Origin of the sequence: Allobosea lupini (genome assembly GCF_900109525.1) — a bacterium.
Lineage (GTDB): Bacteria > Pseudomonadota > Alphaproteobacteria > Rhizobiales > Beijerinckiaceae > Allobosea > Allobosea lupini.
The window spans coordinates 20070-35155 of record NZ_FOAN01000015.1; the positions used below are offsets into that span (position 1 = coordinate 20070).

Consider the following 15086-nt stretch of genomic DNA (forward strand, 5'->3'; position numbering starts at 1 on the left):
CGGACTCGCGATCAGGGTAAGCGCCCGTGACCAACGAGGTGATCCTGACCAAGATCAACGCGGCGCTGATGACCGTGCTGACCGTCTCGGGGCCGGCGCTGCTCGCCGCCGTGCTGATCGGCTTCGGCGTCGGCCTGCTCCAGGCATTGACCCAGATCCAGGACCAGTCGCTGCCGCAGGCGATCAAGCTCATCGTCGTCCTGCTGCTACTGCTCCTGCTGATCGGCCCGCTGCTGTCGCTGCAGGTCTACGAGCAGGCGGTCTCCCTGTTCGAGGATTTCCCGGCCTTGACCCGTTGAGCGAAGGCAATGTCGGGCGATCTCCTGCTTCAGCTTGTCCTGCCGTTCATGGTGGCGACGGCGCTCGCCGTGACCCGTATCACCGGCGCCATCCTCGTCACGCCAGCCTTCACCCGCCTCGGCCTCGCCGGCATCATCCGCGGTGGCGTGGCGCTGGCATTGACCCTCCCGCTCACCCCGGTACTGACCGAGGCGCTGCAGAACGGCCCGCCGCTCTCGCCAGCGCTCGTCACCGCCATCCTGCTCAAGGAACTGGTGCTCGGCATCGCTATCGGCCTGCTGTTCGGCGTGCCGATCTGGGCGGCCGAGCTCGCGGGCGACCTGCTCGACCTCCAGCGCGGTTCGACCGCGGCTGCCCTGCTCGACCCCTCCGCCATCGCCGAATCCAGCATCACCGCGACCTTTTTTGCGATCAGCCTGCTGATGCTGTTCTTCGCGGCGGGGGGATTCGATCTTCTGGTGAAGGGCCTTTACACCAGCTACCGGCTCTGGCCGGTGGCGAGCCTGGGGCCCGTGTTCGATTCCGGCGCGGCCCAGCTGCTGTTGAAGCTGCTCGACGAGATCATGCGCTTTGCGCTCCGCCTCGCCGCTCCGATCGTGATCGCGCTGCTCTTCACGGACCTCGCCATGGCGCTGCTCGCCCGCACCGCGCCGCAGCTCAACATCTTCGAGCTCTCGCTCTCGGCCAAGAGCCTGGTCTTCTCGGTGCTGCTGCTGATCTATTCGGCGTTCATGCTCGAATACATGCGTCAGGATATCAGCCGCTTGTTCGACGCCGAGCCGTTCCTGCGCCAGCTGGCGCCGCGCCAGCCATGACCAGCCTCGCGCTAGAGCACCCCTGCTTTGACGAGCGCGTCGGCGACCGGCTGGAACAGGTCCTGCCGGACCGGATCGCCCTGAGCGTGGCGCTTGTGAAGCGCCTGCGCGATTTCGTCGAGAACTACCGGGACGTCGCGTTCGCGTGCGTCCAGCAGCATCGCGGCACCGGAGGCTCCATTGGCCTTGCAAACGATGAGCGGCACCGGGGTCTCACCGCGCTGGTAGCGCAAGCCGACGACGTCGCCGCGATAGGCAATCACCAATGTCGCGCGTGCGATGCCGAGGCCGCTCGAGCGCCCGATCAGCCGGTAATGCTGGCGCCTGGCGCTGCGGATTTGCGGGTCGCCTTCGGTGTCCTTGGTCTCGCGTTTCATCTCGGAGCGCGTCATTCGCATCTCGCGCAGGAAGATGAAGCGCTGCAGCAGCAGATCGGCAAGGCCGACCACGACATAGGCCAGCACGACGATCAGGAAGAGCGGCAGCAGCAGGACAGTGATCGCGCTGCCGGCACAGCGCTCGCCGCAGACAGGTGTCTCGAGAAGCGGTTGCAACTGACTGCCGAGGATCAGGATGAAAGCAGCCCCGAGCACCGCGATCTTGACCAGGCTCTTGAGGAACTCGCTGACGCTCTTCAGCGAGACCAGCCGCTTGAGACCCTTTGCCGGATTCACATGCTCGAATTTCGGCTTGATGATCTCGAAGGAGAAGACCGGTCCGAAGCTTCCGACCATCGCCGTCAGCGCAGCGGTCGCGACCGTGGCGGCGACAAGCGGCGCTGTCAGCTGCAGCAGCATGCTGCCCGCATGTCGCAAGGCGCGCTCCAGGACGATCGGGAATGCCTCATTCTCGCGATTGATCACCAGACCGACGAGCTCGTCGAACTGCAGCAGCACCCGGTCCTTGATCAGAACCAGATAGATGAATGCGGCGATGAACGTGAAGCCGATGATCAGATCGCGGCTCTGGGGTACCTGCCCCTTACGCCGCGCCTCGCGCAGCTTCTTCTCGCTCGCCGGAAGCGCTTTCTCTTCGGAGGGCTCGCTCACCGCCCGAGCTCCTCGCCATCCATCCGCACCCTCGTGACACGGAGCGCTTCGCGATGATGACCAGATCCAACCGCTTGGCCTCGCTGCTTCTCGTCGCCTGGCTGCCGGCGTGCACGCTGACGCAGCAGGCGGCGAGCGAAGCGGATAGGCCGCAGGTGCAGCAGCGCGGCGCACAGGTCCTCGCATCGACACTGGAGGACAGCGGCGAGATGGCGACCGCGCTCGCCGTGTACGAAAGTGCAGCGGCGACCGGCGACGCCGCCGCGGCGGTGCAGCTCGGCGAAGCCTATCTGCGAAGCGGCGATGGCATCGGTGCCGAGCGCGCGTTCCGCCTGGCGCTGGAGCGCGAGCCGAACAATGGCCCGGCGCAGCTCGGGCTTGGTTCGGCGGCGCTGCGGCGCGGCGAGGTCGATGCTGCGCTCGCAACGCTCGCGAAGGTCGCGCCAATCGTCGACAGCGCCGCCAGCTTTAATCGGCTCGGAATCGCCCTGACGCTCGCCGGCCAGGCACCCGAGGCTGTCACCGCCTTCGAGAAGTCGCATAGCCGCGCCTCGGACGATCTCGACATCGCCGCCAACCTCGCTTTGGCCGAAGCGCTCGCCGGTCGCAAGGAACAGGCGATCGATCGGATTCGCGGCGTGGTGCGCTCCGAAAGCGCCAAAGCCACGCATCGGCGTACCCTCGCACTGGTGCTGGCGCTGTCGGGCGCCAGCGCCGAGGCCCAGAGCCTCGTCCAAACCAATGTGCCCGTTACCGAGCGGCCAGCCTTCCTGCGTCGCCTGCGCACGCTGGAGGCAGCAGGTGATGCGCGAGCCCGGGCGAGGATCGTCGGCACGATCCTCGCCGGCTGAGCCCCGCTGGCTCGCGCATTTCACTTCTGCTCCGTCCGCACCTGCGCCGGCGCACGATTCGTGTTGCGGCGCCCGTCGCGGTCGAACGCACCGCCGAGTGGATTTTCGTCACCGTCGAGATAGCGCCGTGCCGCTCGCGCGACGGGAGCTGCCGCAGCCGGGCCCGGCCTGCGCCCCTGAAACAGATCGGCTTTGCGCTCGACCATGCGCTCCAGATTGTAGGCATTGGCGCAGCCTGGCGGCAAATGCGGATCCATATCGAAGGGATATCGCGTCGGATCGGGCTGCAGGCAGGCTTCGGGCGCGACGATGGCGGTTGGGCGAGCTCCAGGGGCCTCGGCAGGCAGATAGAGGACCTGATAGTTCGCCGACACGTCGGGCGGCGGGTTTGCGCAGCCCGCGACGAGCGCGGCAAGTGCGAGAGCGAGAAATCGACCGGCTCGAACCGTTGTCATGACCGCTTCTCGCATCTCACTTGAAGATCAGGCCGGCGCCGGACGGGGCCTTCGGGCCTTTTTCCACCGGCACGGCCGTCGCCACCGGTTGCCGGCGCGCCACCCGCACAGGGCGGTCCAGCGGCGTCGCCGACAACCGATCACTCGAAGGCTTCACCAGATGGGCCGTGATCAGGATCACTAGCTCAGTCTCATCGCGGCGATAGCGCGTCGAGGTGAAGAGCGTTCCCAGGATCGGCACGTCACCGAGAAATGGAAATTTGTCGACCTCCTGGGAGAGATTGCGCTGGAACAGGCCGGCGATCGCGAAGGTCTGCCCGCTGGCCAGCTCGACATTGGTATCGGCCCGCCGAACAGTGAAGGCTGGAAGCTCGAAGCCGCTGACCCGGACTGCGCCTGCCATCGAGATGGCGCTGACCTCGGGCCGGACCCTGAGTCCGATGCGGTTGTTCTGCAGCAGGGTCGGCGTGAACGACAGCGAGACGCCGAAAGGTTTATAGTCGGCAGTGATGCGGTCGCGATCCTGCGGCACCGGCACCGGGACTTCGCCACCGGCGAGGAAACTTGCGGTCTGTCCGGTGGTGGCGGTCAGATTCGGCTCGGCGAGGATCGTCAACAGCCCATTCTGCTGCATCGCCTCGACCAGAGCGTCGACATTGACCCGGTTGTTGCTGAAATTCAGGCCGAGACCCCGCCCGCCGCTGGCGAGGTTGCCACCCGAGCTGCCGACCCCGAAGGAGAAATTGCCGGTGTCGACCATCACCTTCCAATTGATGCCGAAGGCGGTCAGGTCCTTGCGCGACATTTCGGCGAACCGCACGCGGATATTGATCTGATGCGAGGATGGGATCGTCGCATTGTTGAGCGGCGGCTGGTCCGGCGGTGAATAGGTCCGCGCGACATTGGCGACGTCGATCGCCTCGTCGACCGAGCGGGTTGCTCCCCTGACGACGAGGCGCTCGCCGAAGAACTGCAGATCGACCGTCGAAGTCGGCTGCAGGGTGCGCTTCGCCTGATTGGCGGAACGGGACGGCGTGAGAACCTCGAGCCTGATCGCGCCCTTCATCCGCTTCTGCTCGTCGAGCGCCAGCAGATTGGTCGAGCCGCTCTTCAACCCGTAGACATAGACGACGTCCGGCGCGACCACCTGAATATTGGCGACGGTCGGGTCGGCGAGCATTACGGATTCGACCGGCTGGTCGAACCGGATGATGCGCCCCTGACCCGTCGGCAGTTCGATCGGGCGGGCATTCGATAGCGGCGAGACTTCGTTCGCCGCCGCCAGGTTCGACGAGAGCGCTCCCGGCCAGAGCGCGCTCGCAAGTGCTGCCAAGCCGAAGAACCTGCGTAATCGCTTTGCAAGGTCGCCGTTGCGGATCATGCGTGATGGCACTCTACCTGTCCTCGTCTGCGGTCTGTGCGTCAGGAAAGTGGATCGGCGACCGGCCCGGCCAGGCGTGTTGTCTCCGGCGCTTGCGGAGCTGCGGACTGCCCCGCACCCAGCGTGAGCGAAGCCAGCGGCTGGATGAAGAATTCGGGCGCCAGCTCCGGGAAGGCCATCACCGGCAGATCGAGATCGTGACGGATCAAAAGCTCGCGCAGATGGCGGCGCAGCTCGATCGTCGTGAAGATCACGGGATGAACGTCCTCTAGCCCGGCCATGGCTTGGTGCAGCTGACCGACCAGAGCTGTCGCGGTCTCCTCCGAGAGGTGGAGGATGCGATTGCCGCCGATATCGCGTAGGCCCGCGCGCAGCACCGCTTCCGCCTCGGGATCGAGCATATACCCCGGAATGACGCGGTTGGCGTCGGCATGACGGTGACAGAGCTGGCGACGCAGTGCGATGCGGGCATAGTCGGCGAGCCGGGCCGGATCGGATTCACGCCCACCCCACTCGACCAGCGCCTCCAGGATCAGCCGCAGATTAGCGATAACCACGCCCTCCTCGACCAGGCGACGCAGAATATCCGCCGTCCGCTGCAGGCTGACGCCGGCCCCCGCCTCGGCGACGAGATCGGGATAGTCGGCCTCGACCTGCTGGAGCAGATCGCGCGTCTCCTGGATACCGACGAAATAGTGCGCATGCCTGTGCAGCGCCGCGGCGATGCGAGCAGATAGCGCTCCGGCCGGCTCGAGGAAGCCAATGCCGGCTTGGGTAAGCGCCCTGGCATGACTGGCCTCGATCCAGGACGAGGGACCACGGCCGAGCAATGGCGGTCCCTCACGGAACGGGATGGCGAGCATGGAAAGATGGGTCCGCTCGTCCTGCAGTAGCAGGCTATTCGCCGGAATCTCGCCCTGGGCGATCGGAACTCCCTCGAAATCCAGGCGAAACTGGCTGTCGGCGAGCTTCTTGTCGCTGCGGCGCTCCAGCACAGGTGCAACAACGCCGAGTTCGGCCTGCATCTCGCCACGAATGCGCTCGGCCTGCTCGCGAAACAGGTCGGTAGGGATCGCCCGTTCCAGCTCGGGGCCCAGCAAGACTGTGACCCGGTAACGCGCACGTGCCGGTGCCGCAGCCATTGCCGGCTCCGCGGGCCCGGCCGGGTCGATATGCTGCCTCTCCTCGAAGCCTGTGACCTGGCTCCCGGCAGAGGGCCGACCCGATCGCAGCACGGCGCCGCCGGCTAGGCCCAGCGCTAGGACGAGGAAGACCAATGTCGGGAAGCCCGGCACGAAGCCGAGGCTGGCGACGACCAGCGCAGCGAGTGCGAGCGCGCGCGGCTCGCGCATCAACTGCAGGCCGATCTCGGAGCCGATGTCGCGCTGCGTCTCGGACGCGACGCGCGTTACCACCATGCCGGCCGCGACCGAAATCAGCAGCGCCGGGATCTGGGCGACGAGGCCGTCGCCGACCGTGAGCACGGAATAGAGCGAGGCGGCGTCGCCGAACGACATGCCGCGCTGGAACGTGCCGATGGTGAGACCACCAATGAGGGCGACGAGCACGATGACGAGCCCGGCGATCGCATCGCCCTTCACAAACTTCATGGCGCCGTCCATCGCGCCGTAGAGCTGGCTCTCCCGCTCCAGGTCCCGCCGCCGCCGTCGGGCCTCGTCCTGCTCGATGTCGCCGTTGCGCAGGTCGTTGTCGATCGCCATCTGCTTGCCGGGCAGCGCATCGAGGCTGAAGCGCGCTGCGACCTCGGCAACGCGTTCGGCGCCTTTGGTGATGACCACGAACTGAGAGATCGTGATCACCAGGAAAATCACCAGGCCGACCGCGACATTGCCGCCGATCACGAAGCTGCCGAAGGTTGCGACCACTTCGCCGGCGTCGCCGTCGAGCAGGATCAGCCTCGTCGTGCTGATCGTCAGCGTCAGGCGGAACAGGGTCGCGAGCAGGATGATCGCCGGCAAGGCAGAGAGCTCGACCGGCCGCGTCACGTAGAAAGCGACGAGCGTGATCAGAACGCTGGCAGCGATGTTCATCGCGATCAGCATGTCGATCGCCAGCGGCGGCAGCGGGATGATCATCATCAGCACCGCCACGATGACGATCAGCGCCAGGACGAGATCGCTCCGGCGCGACAGCGCCAGCAGCACCCGCAGCAGCTCAGCCCGCATCGACATGGGCCGCCCGATCCGTCGTGAAGGCGCGTAACGATTCGCGCGCCTCCGCCTCCTTGCCGGCGAGCCAGAGGGCCCGGCTACGCAGCAACTCGATCCTCCGATCGCCGCCGCTCAAGGTGCTAAGATGATCGAGCACGCGCAGCGCGCTCAGCCCGGCCCCATCGCAGATGAAGGCGTAAGCCAGCGTCCGGAGCAGGCCTGCGTCGCGCGGGGCGAGACGGCCGGCGAGCAGCAGCAGCACCAGGGCTCTTTTCACCTGGCCATGCCGGCAATAGAGATAGCCGAGCGCATGCAGAAGCTGGACCTTGGCCTCGATCTTGGTTGTCAAAGGTCGCGCTCCCGCAAGCGTCGCTGCAGGGACCGATGCCGGTCGAGCTCTTCCATCAGCAGGACGGCGACGAGTCCGCGAACTTCGACGTCCTCCTCGATCTCGGGCAGAACATCGCTGACGAGCTCATCGAGGATCGCAGTGTATTGCGCGCTCTGGAAGATCGCCGGATCAGCGATCTGCGGCATAACCAGCTCGGCGAGATCCTCGGTCAGCGTCGGACCACTGGCGCGTTGCTGGCGCCGCTGGCGAGCCCTCAGCAGCGCCTCGAACTCCTTGAGCTGGGCGCGGGTCGCTGCCTCCGGGCTTGCGCCACGCAGGCTCGCTAACACGTCGTCGAGCCGCTGCCATCCTGCCTTCTTGACATCCATGGTCGTCTCTCGCCGTTCCTAGAAGGTCAGCGTGAAATTGCGCTCGCCGCGGGCGAAAGTGACACCGTCCTTGCTGATCGAACGGATCGTCCAGCCATTGTCGAGGAAGGCGCCCTGATGATGCCTGCTACCGTCGGCGGTTAGCACATAAGGATTCTCGCCGAGCCAGACCGCCTGCAAAGCGACCTTTGGTCCATCCTCCCGCTGCGTCACCCTGACCTCTGACCCCAGCTGGATCCTGCCGCCATGGGCAGCGTCAAACGCCTGCTGCGCGGCGGCCCAACCTTGTGCCTGCGCCGCCTCGACCGCACCGCTCGCCAGCACGCGCTCGCCCGACGCGGTGACGACGATGCCGGACAGGCCAGAGGCGGCAAGCATGCGGCGCAGTCCCTCGGCAGCCATCGGCGCCTGATCCACGGCGATCCGGGCAGCCGTGGTCGACGTGGCCCCGCGATCCTCGGATACAAACGCAGCTGGAGACTGGCGCGACGCCATCGCGTAGGCGGCCATGAGACCGGTCGCGGCGACGACGCCCGCAATGGCGAGGGCCATCATCGGGCCGCCCTGGCCCTTCGTCTTGGCGCCAGAGGTCAGTTTCAACCGTGCCTGGCCGATCCAGATCGTCGCCGGCAAGATCGGCTTGACGCCGCTGCCGGCGGGCAGGATGCGCCGACGTTGGAGATCGAGCGCAATCGCAGCTCCGACCGCCTCCAGCCGCATCTCGCCATCGACGATGCGCAGGGTCGCATGCTGGGGGGCGACGCCGTCATCATGGAGGATGATGTCGCAGTCCGCAGCCGACCCGACCCGATAGCTGCCGGAATCGAGCGTGAGGCGCGCGCCTTGGTGAAGCCCTCCTTCGATGAACAGCCCTATCTCCCGGGCCGGTATCGACGCCAGCTCTCGTCCCGGCTGCGACGCCAATGATGCCGTAGTCATGATTTGCTCCCGAAGCCGCTGCGTGGCCTGCCGCGCAGCGGCTCGATTTCGAGTCAGCAGATTCGAGACGATACAAGGCCAATATGCGCTTTCATGCAAGTCTTGTTGGCAATTCGAGGCTTAGAAACAGCGGCATACCTATTTAGTTAGACATTGATATGCATTTCAAACATTATGAATTCATAATGCATTATTACAGATTGATTTTATACTGGCGCGGATAGCCGGTAATGCTTTGACAGCGATGCTGTCAGGCCAATAATTATCATCGTCCGACAACAAGATCAGGAGCCCCTCAGGTGGCCGCGCGATCGTCTATCGTCCATCGAAGAAGCGCCCCATGGATCGTGCGGCTGATCAGCTCGGGGCTAGCGTGCCTCGCGCTGAGCGACATGCCGTTGCAGGCAGCGGACGGCGACTGGCAGCAGAAGCCCTACCACTATGTCGCGATCGATCAGGATGTACGGAACGCCCTGCTTGAGTTCGGGCGGAATCTGCGCATCCCGGTCAAGTTAGGCGAGGAGGTGAAGGGACGGCTGCGCGCCATGCCGGCCAACGGTGACGCTAAGGCGTTCCTTGAGCGCATGGCCCAGGCGCATGGCCTGATTTGGTATTTCGACGGCACGACCCTGCATGTCGACGGGCAGTCGGCAATCCAAACCGAACTTGTGGCCCTCGACGGCACCAGCCCCACGCAGCTCGACCAGATGCTGCGGCGCCTCGGTGTCGCCGATTCCCGCTTTCCGCTGCGCTCCGGCGGTGCACGCGGCATCATCTCGGTGTCCGGGCCCCCGGCTTACCGCAACTTGGTGCGGGAGGCGTTGAACAAGCTCAAAGGTGGGTCCGACATGGCCGCCGCCAGTCGCCCGGCGGCCACGCCTGCCGAAGCGGCGGCAAAGGTGCGCGTCTTTCGCGGCGGTCCGCAGGACGGTTCCTGAAAGCGCGATCCCGGCTAGGCGGCGCGACTGCGCGATTGCAAGGCATCGATCGTCTGCAGGACCACGTCAGCCTTGTGACGCATATGGTCGCGCGCGATCCGGGCGAAGCGCTGCCCGTCGCGTCGATGCAGGGCCGACATCATCTGCGCGTGCTCCTCCACCGCCTCGTCCCATTGGCTCGGCGATTTCGGGGCGAAGTAGCGCAGAGTCGAAAGCCGGCCATGTTCGCGCCGATAGACATCGGAGAGCCGCGGATTGCGGGCGCCGTCGATAAAGAATTCGTGGATCGTGCGGTTGAGGGTAATGTACGCCTCGTCCTCCTGGCGATGGTAGTGGCTGACCATCACGTCGTGGAGTTCCTGGATTCGTGCGATCTCCCGATCTTCCAATGCCTGGCAGGCCAGTTCGCCCGCGAGAGCCTCCAGCCCCCCGATGATCGGGAAGATCTGCATCGCCTCCTCGCGCGTGATCAGGGCTATACGCGCGCCACGGTTCGGCAACAGCTGGACAAGCCCTTCGGCCGCAAGGACCTTGAGTGCCTCGCGCAAAGGCGTGCGGGACACCTGGAAGCGTTCGCACAACTCGGGCTCGAAGACCTTGTCACCGGGGATGAGTTCGGACGACAAAATCATTTGGCGTATTTCGGCGGACAATTCTTCGTGCAAAGTTTGGCGACGAACAAGGCTATTCACCATGACCTCCCAAAAGCCGTCAAACCTGACTGATTGAAACAAATCGAAGCAAATCGACTCTAATTCTTGTTCATCCCCCAAAACAATAGCACCCCTCGGCAAGATTCGTGACTACTTGCGAGGTAGTTTAATATTCTAACCAGCCCATCGTTAGCCCCGGCCGGATGCACGTGGTTCCAGCCGAGGATCATTCATCGCGTGCCCTGTCAGATTGCGTCAGTACAGGTGTGGAACAGGCCGTCGCAACAGGCGGGACACAAGACTGCCCCGACCAGCACGCCAAACCGTCGCAGACCCCCTGCAAGGCGGGAGCCATCCATACAACACGTCGATGTCTCGGCCTTTAAAAAGGGCCTATTGGGTTTCACTCTACCGCGCGCGTCATGATCCATTAACGGGCCGCGGAGCTAATTCGCGATCTGTTTATGGACCAAATCAATGGCAAAGCCAGGGACACGGATATATTCCTCCTACAGCCACGACGCGCTGAAGCTGCTGGGCCAGATGATCCGGCGCGCGCGGATCGAGCGGAAGCTGACCACTCAGGATCTCGCTGACCGCGCGGGAATCTCACGCGGTCTCGTACAGAGAATCGAGCGCGGCGACCCAGGCTGCGCAATCGGCGCCGTATTTGAGACCGCCGCCATTGTTGGAGTTCGCCTGTTCGATGCCGATCAACCGACGATGGCCGCTCATCTGACCGCGAACGCTGCCACGCTCACCTTGCTACCCAAATCAGTGCGCCCCTCGGGGAAGGTGAAGGATGACTTCTGAACAGCGCTATGCGGAGGCCTATGTCTGGGCCTTGTTGCCGGGACAGACGCAGCCTGTGGTCGCGGGTCGCCTCGCCCGCGAGGGCAGAAGCTTCCTGTTTAACTACGGCCGCAGCTATCTCGCCCGCGAAGAGGCGGTCTCGCTCTACGAGCCAGAGCTGCCCTTTGCGCGCAGACGTCCTTTCGGGTGACTATCTCCACGCCGCGGCGCGCGCGGCGATTGACCGAATGCTCGCCGCCGCTCGGGCCAACCGCGTGCCGGTGATGGACCCGGTGTTCAATCCCGACCCAGTCGAAGCCGGCCGCCAACGCAACGACTGGCTCGCGCGCGGGGCAACGATGTTCGTTGTCGGCACCGACAAGATCATCGTTGCCGATGCCGTGTCGCGCTACGCCTCCGCATTAAGATAGATGTCGCTTGGCTTATCGCCGCTTCACGGGTTCACCTTGGCCTTGGCGATCCGCTGCCTGATCCCGGCTCAACCGCCCTCTTACGGCAGTGGCAGCTAACTCACGCTTCAGCTGTTCCCGCCGCGTTTCCGGGTCGGGCATCTTGGCAACGAACTCCCGCACCTTCGTCGCCAGCGCCCGATCGCTGCCCTTTCCGCTCTGGTCAAGTTCCTTCGCGTGAGCGAGATATCTGGCCCTGATCTTCGCCTGCCGCTCGCGCACTTTGAGTTCCCAAGGTCGCGGGCCCGAGGCACCGACTTTGGCAGCTTGAACAACATCGTCCCGCGCTCCCTTGTCGGCTTCCGGCACCACACCGCGACGCCGAAGCGCCACCACCGTCCCCTTGTCGTGCTTGCGCACCTTGCCTCTCGTCCGCCGCGGCGTCGCCTCGGCCGCTACGCCCCGCAATCGAAGCTCAGCAGCGAACCGCTCGCGCCAGGTCGCCAAATCGGGCTTTCGCGGGTTTAGCCGTTTACCATTGTAGCCCTGTGACCGGACTGTCAGATGCACATGAGGATGCTTGTCGTCGAGATGCTGGACGAAAACGTAGTCGTGGTTCGCTCCAAAGGTCTCGATCGCAAACGCCCGCACGGCGTCCTTCACCGCGATAGGATCAGTTCCCGGCGGCATCGACAGGATGATATTGACCGAGACTGAGCCGTCGCGACGCCGCTTGTCGTCCAGCACCGCGTCCTCGGTCCAGCGCGACTGCAGGTCCTTCAGACCTACCCTGCCCTGCATGAGCGATCCCTGCTCGGTCTCCGCTGTCAGCTCGCCATTGCGCATGATGTATTCCAGATGCGACTTGAGGTGCCCGGCGTCCTTGGTGCGCCCGGTGATCTTGACCATGACCTCCGGCGCGCGCCCGACGATCCGTTCGAGCCGCGCCCGCATCGCAGGCGTGACGCGCTGCGGCGCGACCGGATCAGGAATATCCGCCTCCGACACGCGCGGCCGCCGAACCGGCGTCTGCCAGACATAGGAGATCGGCGGCAAATCATCGAGCAGCTCTTGTGCATGCTTCCCGCTCATCACCGGCCCTCCCAATAGGTGCTCGTCCGATCCACCACGCCTTTCAGTTCACCTTGCAGCGCTTCGAGCGCTAGGCGAGCTTCGTCCAGCCCAGGCATGGAGTCCCCCGCATTTCCGCTCTCCCCGGTGTTCGCAGCCCGCGCGATCTGGTTGATGTTGCCGCCGATCCGATTCAGCTCACGGGCGATCGTGCGCAGTTCCTCGCGCTCGCCATCCGACTGCTGCAATGGCGCGCCCAAGCGCGATCGCACCAGTGACGTGATCCACTGCGTCCGCGTCATCCCTCGCGCCGCTGCGAGCTCGCCGAGTTGACGAAGTTCGCTCTCACGGAAGCGCACGGTTACCTTCTGAGGCGTGCCGACGGCGACCGGTCCGCGCTTCGTTTCCGGCGCGCCGACGGCGCTCTCTAGTAACCGGCGTATCAGCGCCGACTTGCCGCCCTCAGTCGCCGCTAAAGCCGCGAACTGCAGCGCCAGCTCGTCCGAAACCCGCAACGTCAGCGTCGGCATCTAGCCTTCCTCTCGGCAGTGACGAGAACCATGGACGCGGCGAAGCACGTCGATGGGCCAAAGTGATGTAATAAATCGCTGGCGGCAAGCCTATCCTGCACTAGGAAACCCAAAATAGCTCTCTACTACCCGCACTAGGAAACCCAAAATAGCTCTCAACTACCCGCCTCGGTTAACGCTTCGAGAAGACGTCACCGCTGCCGGATGGGAACTGCTCTCAGCGAACCGTCACGTAGCGGTCTCGAGGATCGACCGGGTTGGGGAAGAAGCGTGGTTCAAACCACACACTGGCAGTGGGCAGACCCGCGCTGCTCAGCCAATCAGCACGGCGTCGATCCGAAGCTCACGAACCGACACGTCTTCGCTGCTGCCATCATCGAAGGCGACGCGGGCGCTCCCTTGTTCGGCATCCGCAATTGCATCGAGGACCAACTGGCCGACGCGCTTGCCAGCGCGGACCCGCACGATGGCAGTGCCTCCTGTGCCTGGGAGGGTCGGCGCTGTGGCTGAACTTGAGGATGGCTTCTCGCGAGCCGATGCGCGATCTTTCTCCGGCGCCCGGGCATCTTTGGCCCCATCCCCTACTGCTCTGTCGGGCGCTGCAGCTGGCGCGACGTGCGACCGGACAGCGGATGCCAACTCTCGCGCTTGTGCGTCGGTGAAGGCGCCGCGCTCGTTGACGGCTTGCTCTACGTCGGATGGCTCCTTTCGCCACGCCTGATACAGCTCGTAGACCGCACGGATCGAACTGGCGGCGAGCTTGTCCTGCAAGAAGCTCGGCATCTTCGGTACGGCCGCATAGCGCGACACCCAGTCACGCGGTTTGCCCAGTCGCCGTGCAATCTCGGTCTGCTTTTCGCCGGCTTCGAGCCGCGCCGTGATGAAGCGCGCGATCTCGCTGGGCTTGAGATCATCGCGCTGAATGTTCTCCACCATCTGGGCGTAAGGGCTCGCGTCAGCGCCGTCCTGAACGAAGACGGGCGCCTCGGGCAGGTCAGCAATCTTCGCCGCCCGGTAACGCCGCGCGCCCATAACGATGATGAACCGGCCGGCCTGATCCGAGTGCCTGACCACGATCGGCTGAAGGATGCCGTCGATTCTGATCGACGCAGCAAGCTGCTGCAATTCGTCTTCTGGAAACTCCCGACGCGGTTGATCGGGATCCTCGTCGATCAGGCCCAGAGCCACCTTGAGCGGCCGGCCATCTGACATCCCATCCGCGGCGACATCCGCCAGGTCCTTGAAGCTCAGATCCAGCGCCATGCCATCAACCCATCTGCTCGACGATGCGCGACAGCACGAGACGGATTTCGCGACCGGCGTCCTGCGCCGAGCGCTTCTTCAGCTTCCAGACGGGCACGCCCTCGGCGACCGCTTCCGCATAGCCGTCACGTGCAACGATGTGGCCTGGAAAAACGTATCTGCCGGCCTCGCGCAAGAGCTGGTCGAGATGCGCTCGCTGACGCGGCGACTTCGTGTTGAAGTTCGACGGCAGCAGTCCGAGAAACTTCAAGTCGGATCGGCCATAGCGCTTCTGCACGCCGATCACGGTCTGGAGCAGGCCCTTCACGCCCTTCACGGAATAATCCTCGAGATAGATAGGCGACAGCACATGGCTCGCTGCAACCAGCGCGGCCACGCTGCGCAAGCCCAGAGATGGCGGCGTATCGATGACGCAGACATCGAACGCCGCGCTGCCAGCCTGTAGGTTGTCGCGGAACTGCTGGATGCCCGCGGCATCGCCGCGATCGACATCGGTGAGGGAGCTGTCAGAAGCCGCGAGCGTGATCCCGTCGACGCCGCCAGTGACTGGCGCCCTGCCCTGTCGAAACAACGCGGCAGCAGTTACCTCACCACGATGACGCTTCATCGTATCGGTGGCGTTGCCCTGAGCATCGGCGTCAATTAGCAGCACGCGGCCGCCAGCTTCGGACAGGTGCCAGGCGAGATGCACGGCCAGCGTGGTCTTGCCGACGCCGCCCTTCTGGTTATTGATCACGATGGTCTTCAT

19 protein-coding genes are annotated in these 15086 nt (G+C 64.8%); 7 read left to right on the top strand and 12 right to left on the bottom strand.

What is annotated here, in order from left to right; genetic code table 11:
* Positions 1–26: 26 nt before the first annotated feature.
* Together BMZ21_RS27860 and sctT are read left to right on the top strand one after the other, a co-directional pair.
* Positions 27–299 carry an EscS/YscS/HrcS family type III secretion system export apparatus protein gene (locus tag BMZ21_RS27860; protein ID WP_091842595.1) on the top strand — a complete coding sequence of 91 codons (273 nt, stop codon included), beginning with the start codon at positions 27–29 and terminating at the stop codon, positions 297–299.
* Positions 300–308: 9 nt separating this feature from the next.
* The gene (gene sctT, locus BMZ21_RS27865; protein WP_091842597.1) at positions 309–1115 is read left to right on the top strand and encodes a type III secretion system export apparatus subunit SctT; all 807 of its coding nucleotides are present in this window, start codon (positions 309–311) and stop codon (positions 1113–1115) included.
* Positions 1116–1126: 11 nt separating this feature from the next.
* On the opposite strand, the gene BMZ21_RS27870 is transcribed toward sctT, so the two are convergent.
* Complete coding sequence (locus BMZ21_RS27870; protein ID WP_167561790.1) at positions 1127–2164, bottom strand: EscU/YscU/HrcU family type III secretion system export apparatus switch protein; 1038 nt, start codon at positions 2162–2164, stop codon at positions 1127–1129.
* Between the two features lie 56 nt (positions 2165–2220).
* Here BMZ21_RS27870 and BMZ21_RS27875 point away from each other — a divergent pair, with 56 nt between their 5' ends.
* Positions 2221–3015 carry a tetratricopeptide repeat protein gene (locus BMZ21_RS27875; protein WP_167561791.1) on the top strand — a complete coding sequence of 265 codons (795 nt, stop codon included), beginning with the start codon at positions 2221–2223 and terminating at the stop codon, positions 3013–3015.
* 20 nt (positions 3016–3035) lie between these two features.
* Here the strand turns inward: BMZ21_RS27875 and BMZ21_RS27880 are convergent, their stop codons facing one another.
* The 6 genes from BMZ21_RS27880 to BMZ21_RS27905 form a co-directional block, all read right to left on the bottom strand.
* Positions 3036–3470 carry a hypothetical protein gene (locus tag BMZ21_RS27880; protein WP_208862391.1) on the bottom strand — a complete coding sequence of 145 codons (435 nt, stop codon included), beginning with the start codon at positions 3468–3470 and terminating at the stop codon, positions 3036–3038.
* Positions 3471–3486: 16 nt separating this feature from the next.
* On the bottom strand, positions 3487–4803 hold the full coding sequence (locus BMZ21_RS27885; protein WP_167561792.1) for a type II and III secretion system protein family protein: 1317 nt from the start codon (positions 4801–4803) through the stop codon (positions 3487–3489).
* Positions 4804–4892: 89 nt separating this feature from the next.
* Positions 4893–7043, bottom strand: a complete 2151-nt coding sequence (gene sctV, locus BMZ21_RS27890) for a type III secretion system export apparatus subunit SctV (protein WP_091842607.1) — start codon at positions 7041–7043, stop codon at positions 4893–4895.
* On the bottom strand, positions 7027–7371 hold the full coding sequence (gene sctY, locus BMZ21_RS27895; RefSeq protein WP_244544057.1) for a type III secretion apparatus assembly chaperone SctY: 345 nt from the start codon (positions 7369–7371) through the stop codon (positions 7027–7029). The genes sctV and sctY overlap by 17 nt, the downstream gene beginning before the upstream one ends.
* Positions 7368–7742, bottom strand: a complete 375-nt coding sequence (locus tag BMZ21_RS27900) for a CRISPR-associated endonuclease Cas1 (RefSeq protein ID WP_091842610.1) — start codon at positions 7740–7742, stop codon at positions 7368–7370. The genes sctY and BMZ21_RS27900 overlap by 4 nt, the downstream gene beginning before the upstream one ends.
* A gap of 18 nt (positions 7743–7760) precedes the next feature.
* Positions 7761–8681, bottom strand: a complete 921-nt coding sequence (locus BMZ21_RS27905) for a SctD/MshK family protein (RefSeq protein WP_091842612.1) — start codon at positions 8679–8681, stop codon at positions 7761–7763.
* Between the two features lie 347 nt (positions 8682–9028).
* Here BMZ21_RS27905 and BMZ21_RS27910 point away from each other — a divergent pair, with 347 nt between their 5' ends.
* Positions 9029–9619, top strand: a complete 591-nt coding sequence (locus BMZ21_RS27910) for a type III secretion protein (RefSeq protein WP_143079834.1) — start codon at positions 9029–9031, stop codon at positions 9617–9619.
* Positions 9620–9633: 14 nt separating this feature from the next.
* Here BMZ21_RS27910 and BMZ21_RS27915 read toward each other — a convergent pair whose 3' ends face one another.
* Positions 9634–10311, bottom strand: coding sequence for a GntR family transcriptional regulator (locus BMZ21_RS27915; RefSeq protein WP_244544058.1), 678 nt, complete (start codon positions 10309–10311; stop codon positions 9634–9636).
* 438 nt (positions 10312–10749) lie between these two features.
* Between BMZ21_RS27915 and BMZ21_RS27920 the strand changes: the two genes are divergently transcribed.
* The 3 genes from BMZ21_RS27920 to BMZ21_RS27930 are packed head-to-tail and all read left to right on the top strand — an operon-like array spanning position 10750 to position 11495.
* Positions 10750–11085: a helix-turn-helix transcriptional regulator gene (locus BMZ21_RS27920; protein WP_091842617.1), complete on the top strand. Its 336-nt coding sequence runs from the start codon at positions 10750–10752 to the stop codon at positions 11083–11085.
* Positions 11075–11275 (top strand): hypothetical protein, encoded by a 201-nt coding sequence (locus BMZ21_RS27925; protein WP_091842620.1) that lies wholly within the window; start codon positions 11075–11077, stop codon positions 11273–11275. Before BMZ21_RS27920 ends, BMZ21_RS27925 begins: the two co-directional genes overlap by 11 nt.
* The gene (locus tag BMZ21_RS27930) at positions 11250–11495 is read left to right on the top strand and encodes a hypothetical protein (protein ID WP_143079835.1); all 246 of its coding nucleotides are present in this window, start codon (positions 11250–11252) and stop codon (positions 11493–11495) included. Before BMZ21_RS27925 ends, BMZ21_RS27930 begins: the two co-directional genes overlap by 26 nt.
* Before the next feature lie 12 nt (positions 11496–11507).
* On the opposite strand, the gene BMZ21_RS27935 is transcribed toward BMZ21_RS27930, so the two are convergent.
* From BMZ21_RS27935 to BMZ21_RS27950, 4 genes are all read right to left on the bottom strand, one after another.
* Positions 11508–12566, bottom strand: a complete 1059-nt coding sequence (locus tag BMZ21_RS27935) for a relaxase/mobilization nuclease domain-containing protein (RefSeq protein WP_091842626.1) — start codon at positions 12564–12566, stop codon at positions 11508–11510.
* A complete protein-coding gene (locus BMZ21_RS27940; protein WP_091842628.1) occupies positions 12566–13075 on the bottom strand; it encodes a plasmid mobilization protein in 510 nt (169 codons plus the stop codon). Before BMZ21_RS27940 ends, BMZ21_RS27935 begins: the two co-directional genes overlap by 1 nt.
* Positions 13076–13387: 312 nt before the next feature.
* A complete protein-coding gene (locus BMZ21_RS27945; RefSeq protein WP_091842630.1) occupies positions 13388–14338 on the bottom strand; it encodes a ParB/RepB/Spo0J family partition protein in 951 nt (316 codons plus the stop codon).
* A 4-nt stretch (positions 14339–14342) separates the two neighbouring features.
* Complete coding sequence (locus BMZ21_RS27950) at positions 14343–15086, bottom strand: ParA family protein (protein ID WP_091842632.1); 744 nt, start codon at positions 15084–15086, stop codon at positions 14343–14345.

Excerpts from the sequence above, each read along its gene's own strand:
- BMZ21_RS27945 (WP_091842630.1), bottom strand. The coding sequence starts at position 14,338 with ATGGCGCTGGATCTGAGCTTCAAGGACCTGGCGGATGTCGCCGCGGAT.
- sctT (WP_091842597.1), top strand. The coding sequence starts at position 309 with ATGTCGGGCGATCTCCTGCTTCAGCTTGTCCTGCCGTTCATGGTGGCG.
- BMZ21_RS27950 (WP_091842632.1), bottom strand. The coding sequence starts at position 15,086 with ATGAAGACCATCGTGATCAATAACCAGAAGGGCGGCGTCGGCAAGACC.
- BMZ21_RS27880 (WP_208862391.1), bottom strand. The coding sequence starts at position 3,470 with ATGACAACGGTTCGAGCCGGTCGATTTCTCGCTCTCGCACTTGCCGCG.
- BMZ21_RS27935 (WP_091842626.1), bottom strand. The coding sequence starts at position 12,566 with ATGAGCGGGAAGCATGCACAAGAGCTGCTCGATGATTTGCCGCCGATC.
- BMZ21_RS27905 (WP_091842612.1), bottom strand. The coding sequence starts at position 8,681 with ATGACTACGGCATCATTGGCGTCGCAGCCGGGACGAGAGCTGGCGTCG.
- BMZ21_RS27925 (WP_091842620.1), top strand. The coding sequence starts at position 11,075 with ATGACTTCTGAACAGCGCTATGCGGAGGCCTATGTCTGGGCCTTGTTG.
- sctV (WP_091842607.1), bottom strand. The coding sequence starts at position 7,043 with ATGTCGATGCGGGCTGAGCTGCTGCGGGTGCTGCTGGCGCTGTCGCGC.
- BMZ21_RS27875 (WP_167561791.1), top strand. The coding sequence starts at position 2,221 with ATGACCAGATCCAACCGCTTGGCCTCGCTGCTTCTCGTCGCCTGGCTG.
- BMZ21_RS27940 (WP_091842628.1), bottom strand. The coding sequence starts at position 13,075 with ATGCCGACGCTGACGTTGCGGGTTTCGGACGAGCTGGCGCTGCAGTTC.
- BMZ21_RS27920 (WP_091842617.1), top strand. The coding sequence starts at position 10,750 with ATGGCAAAGCCAGGGACACGGATATATTCCTCCTACAGCCACGACGCG.
- BMZ21_RS27900 (WP_091842610.1), bottom strand. The coding sequence starts at position 7,742 with ATGGATGTCAAGAAGGCAGGATGGCAGCGGCTCGACGACGTGTTAGCG.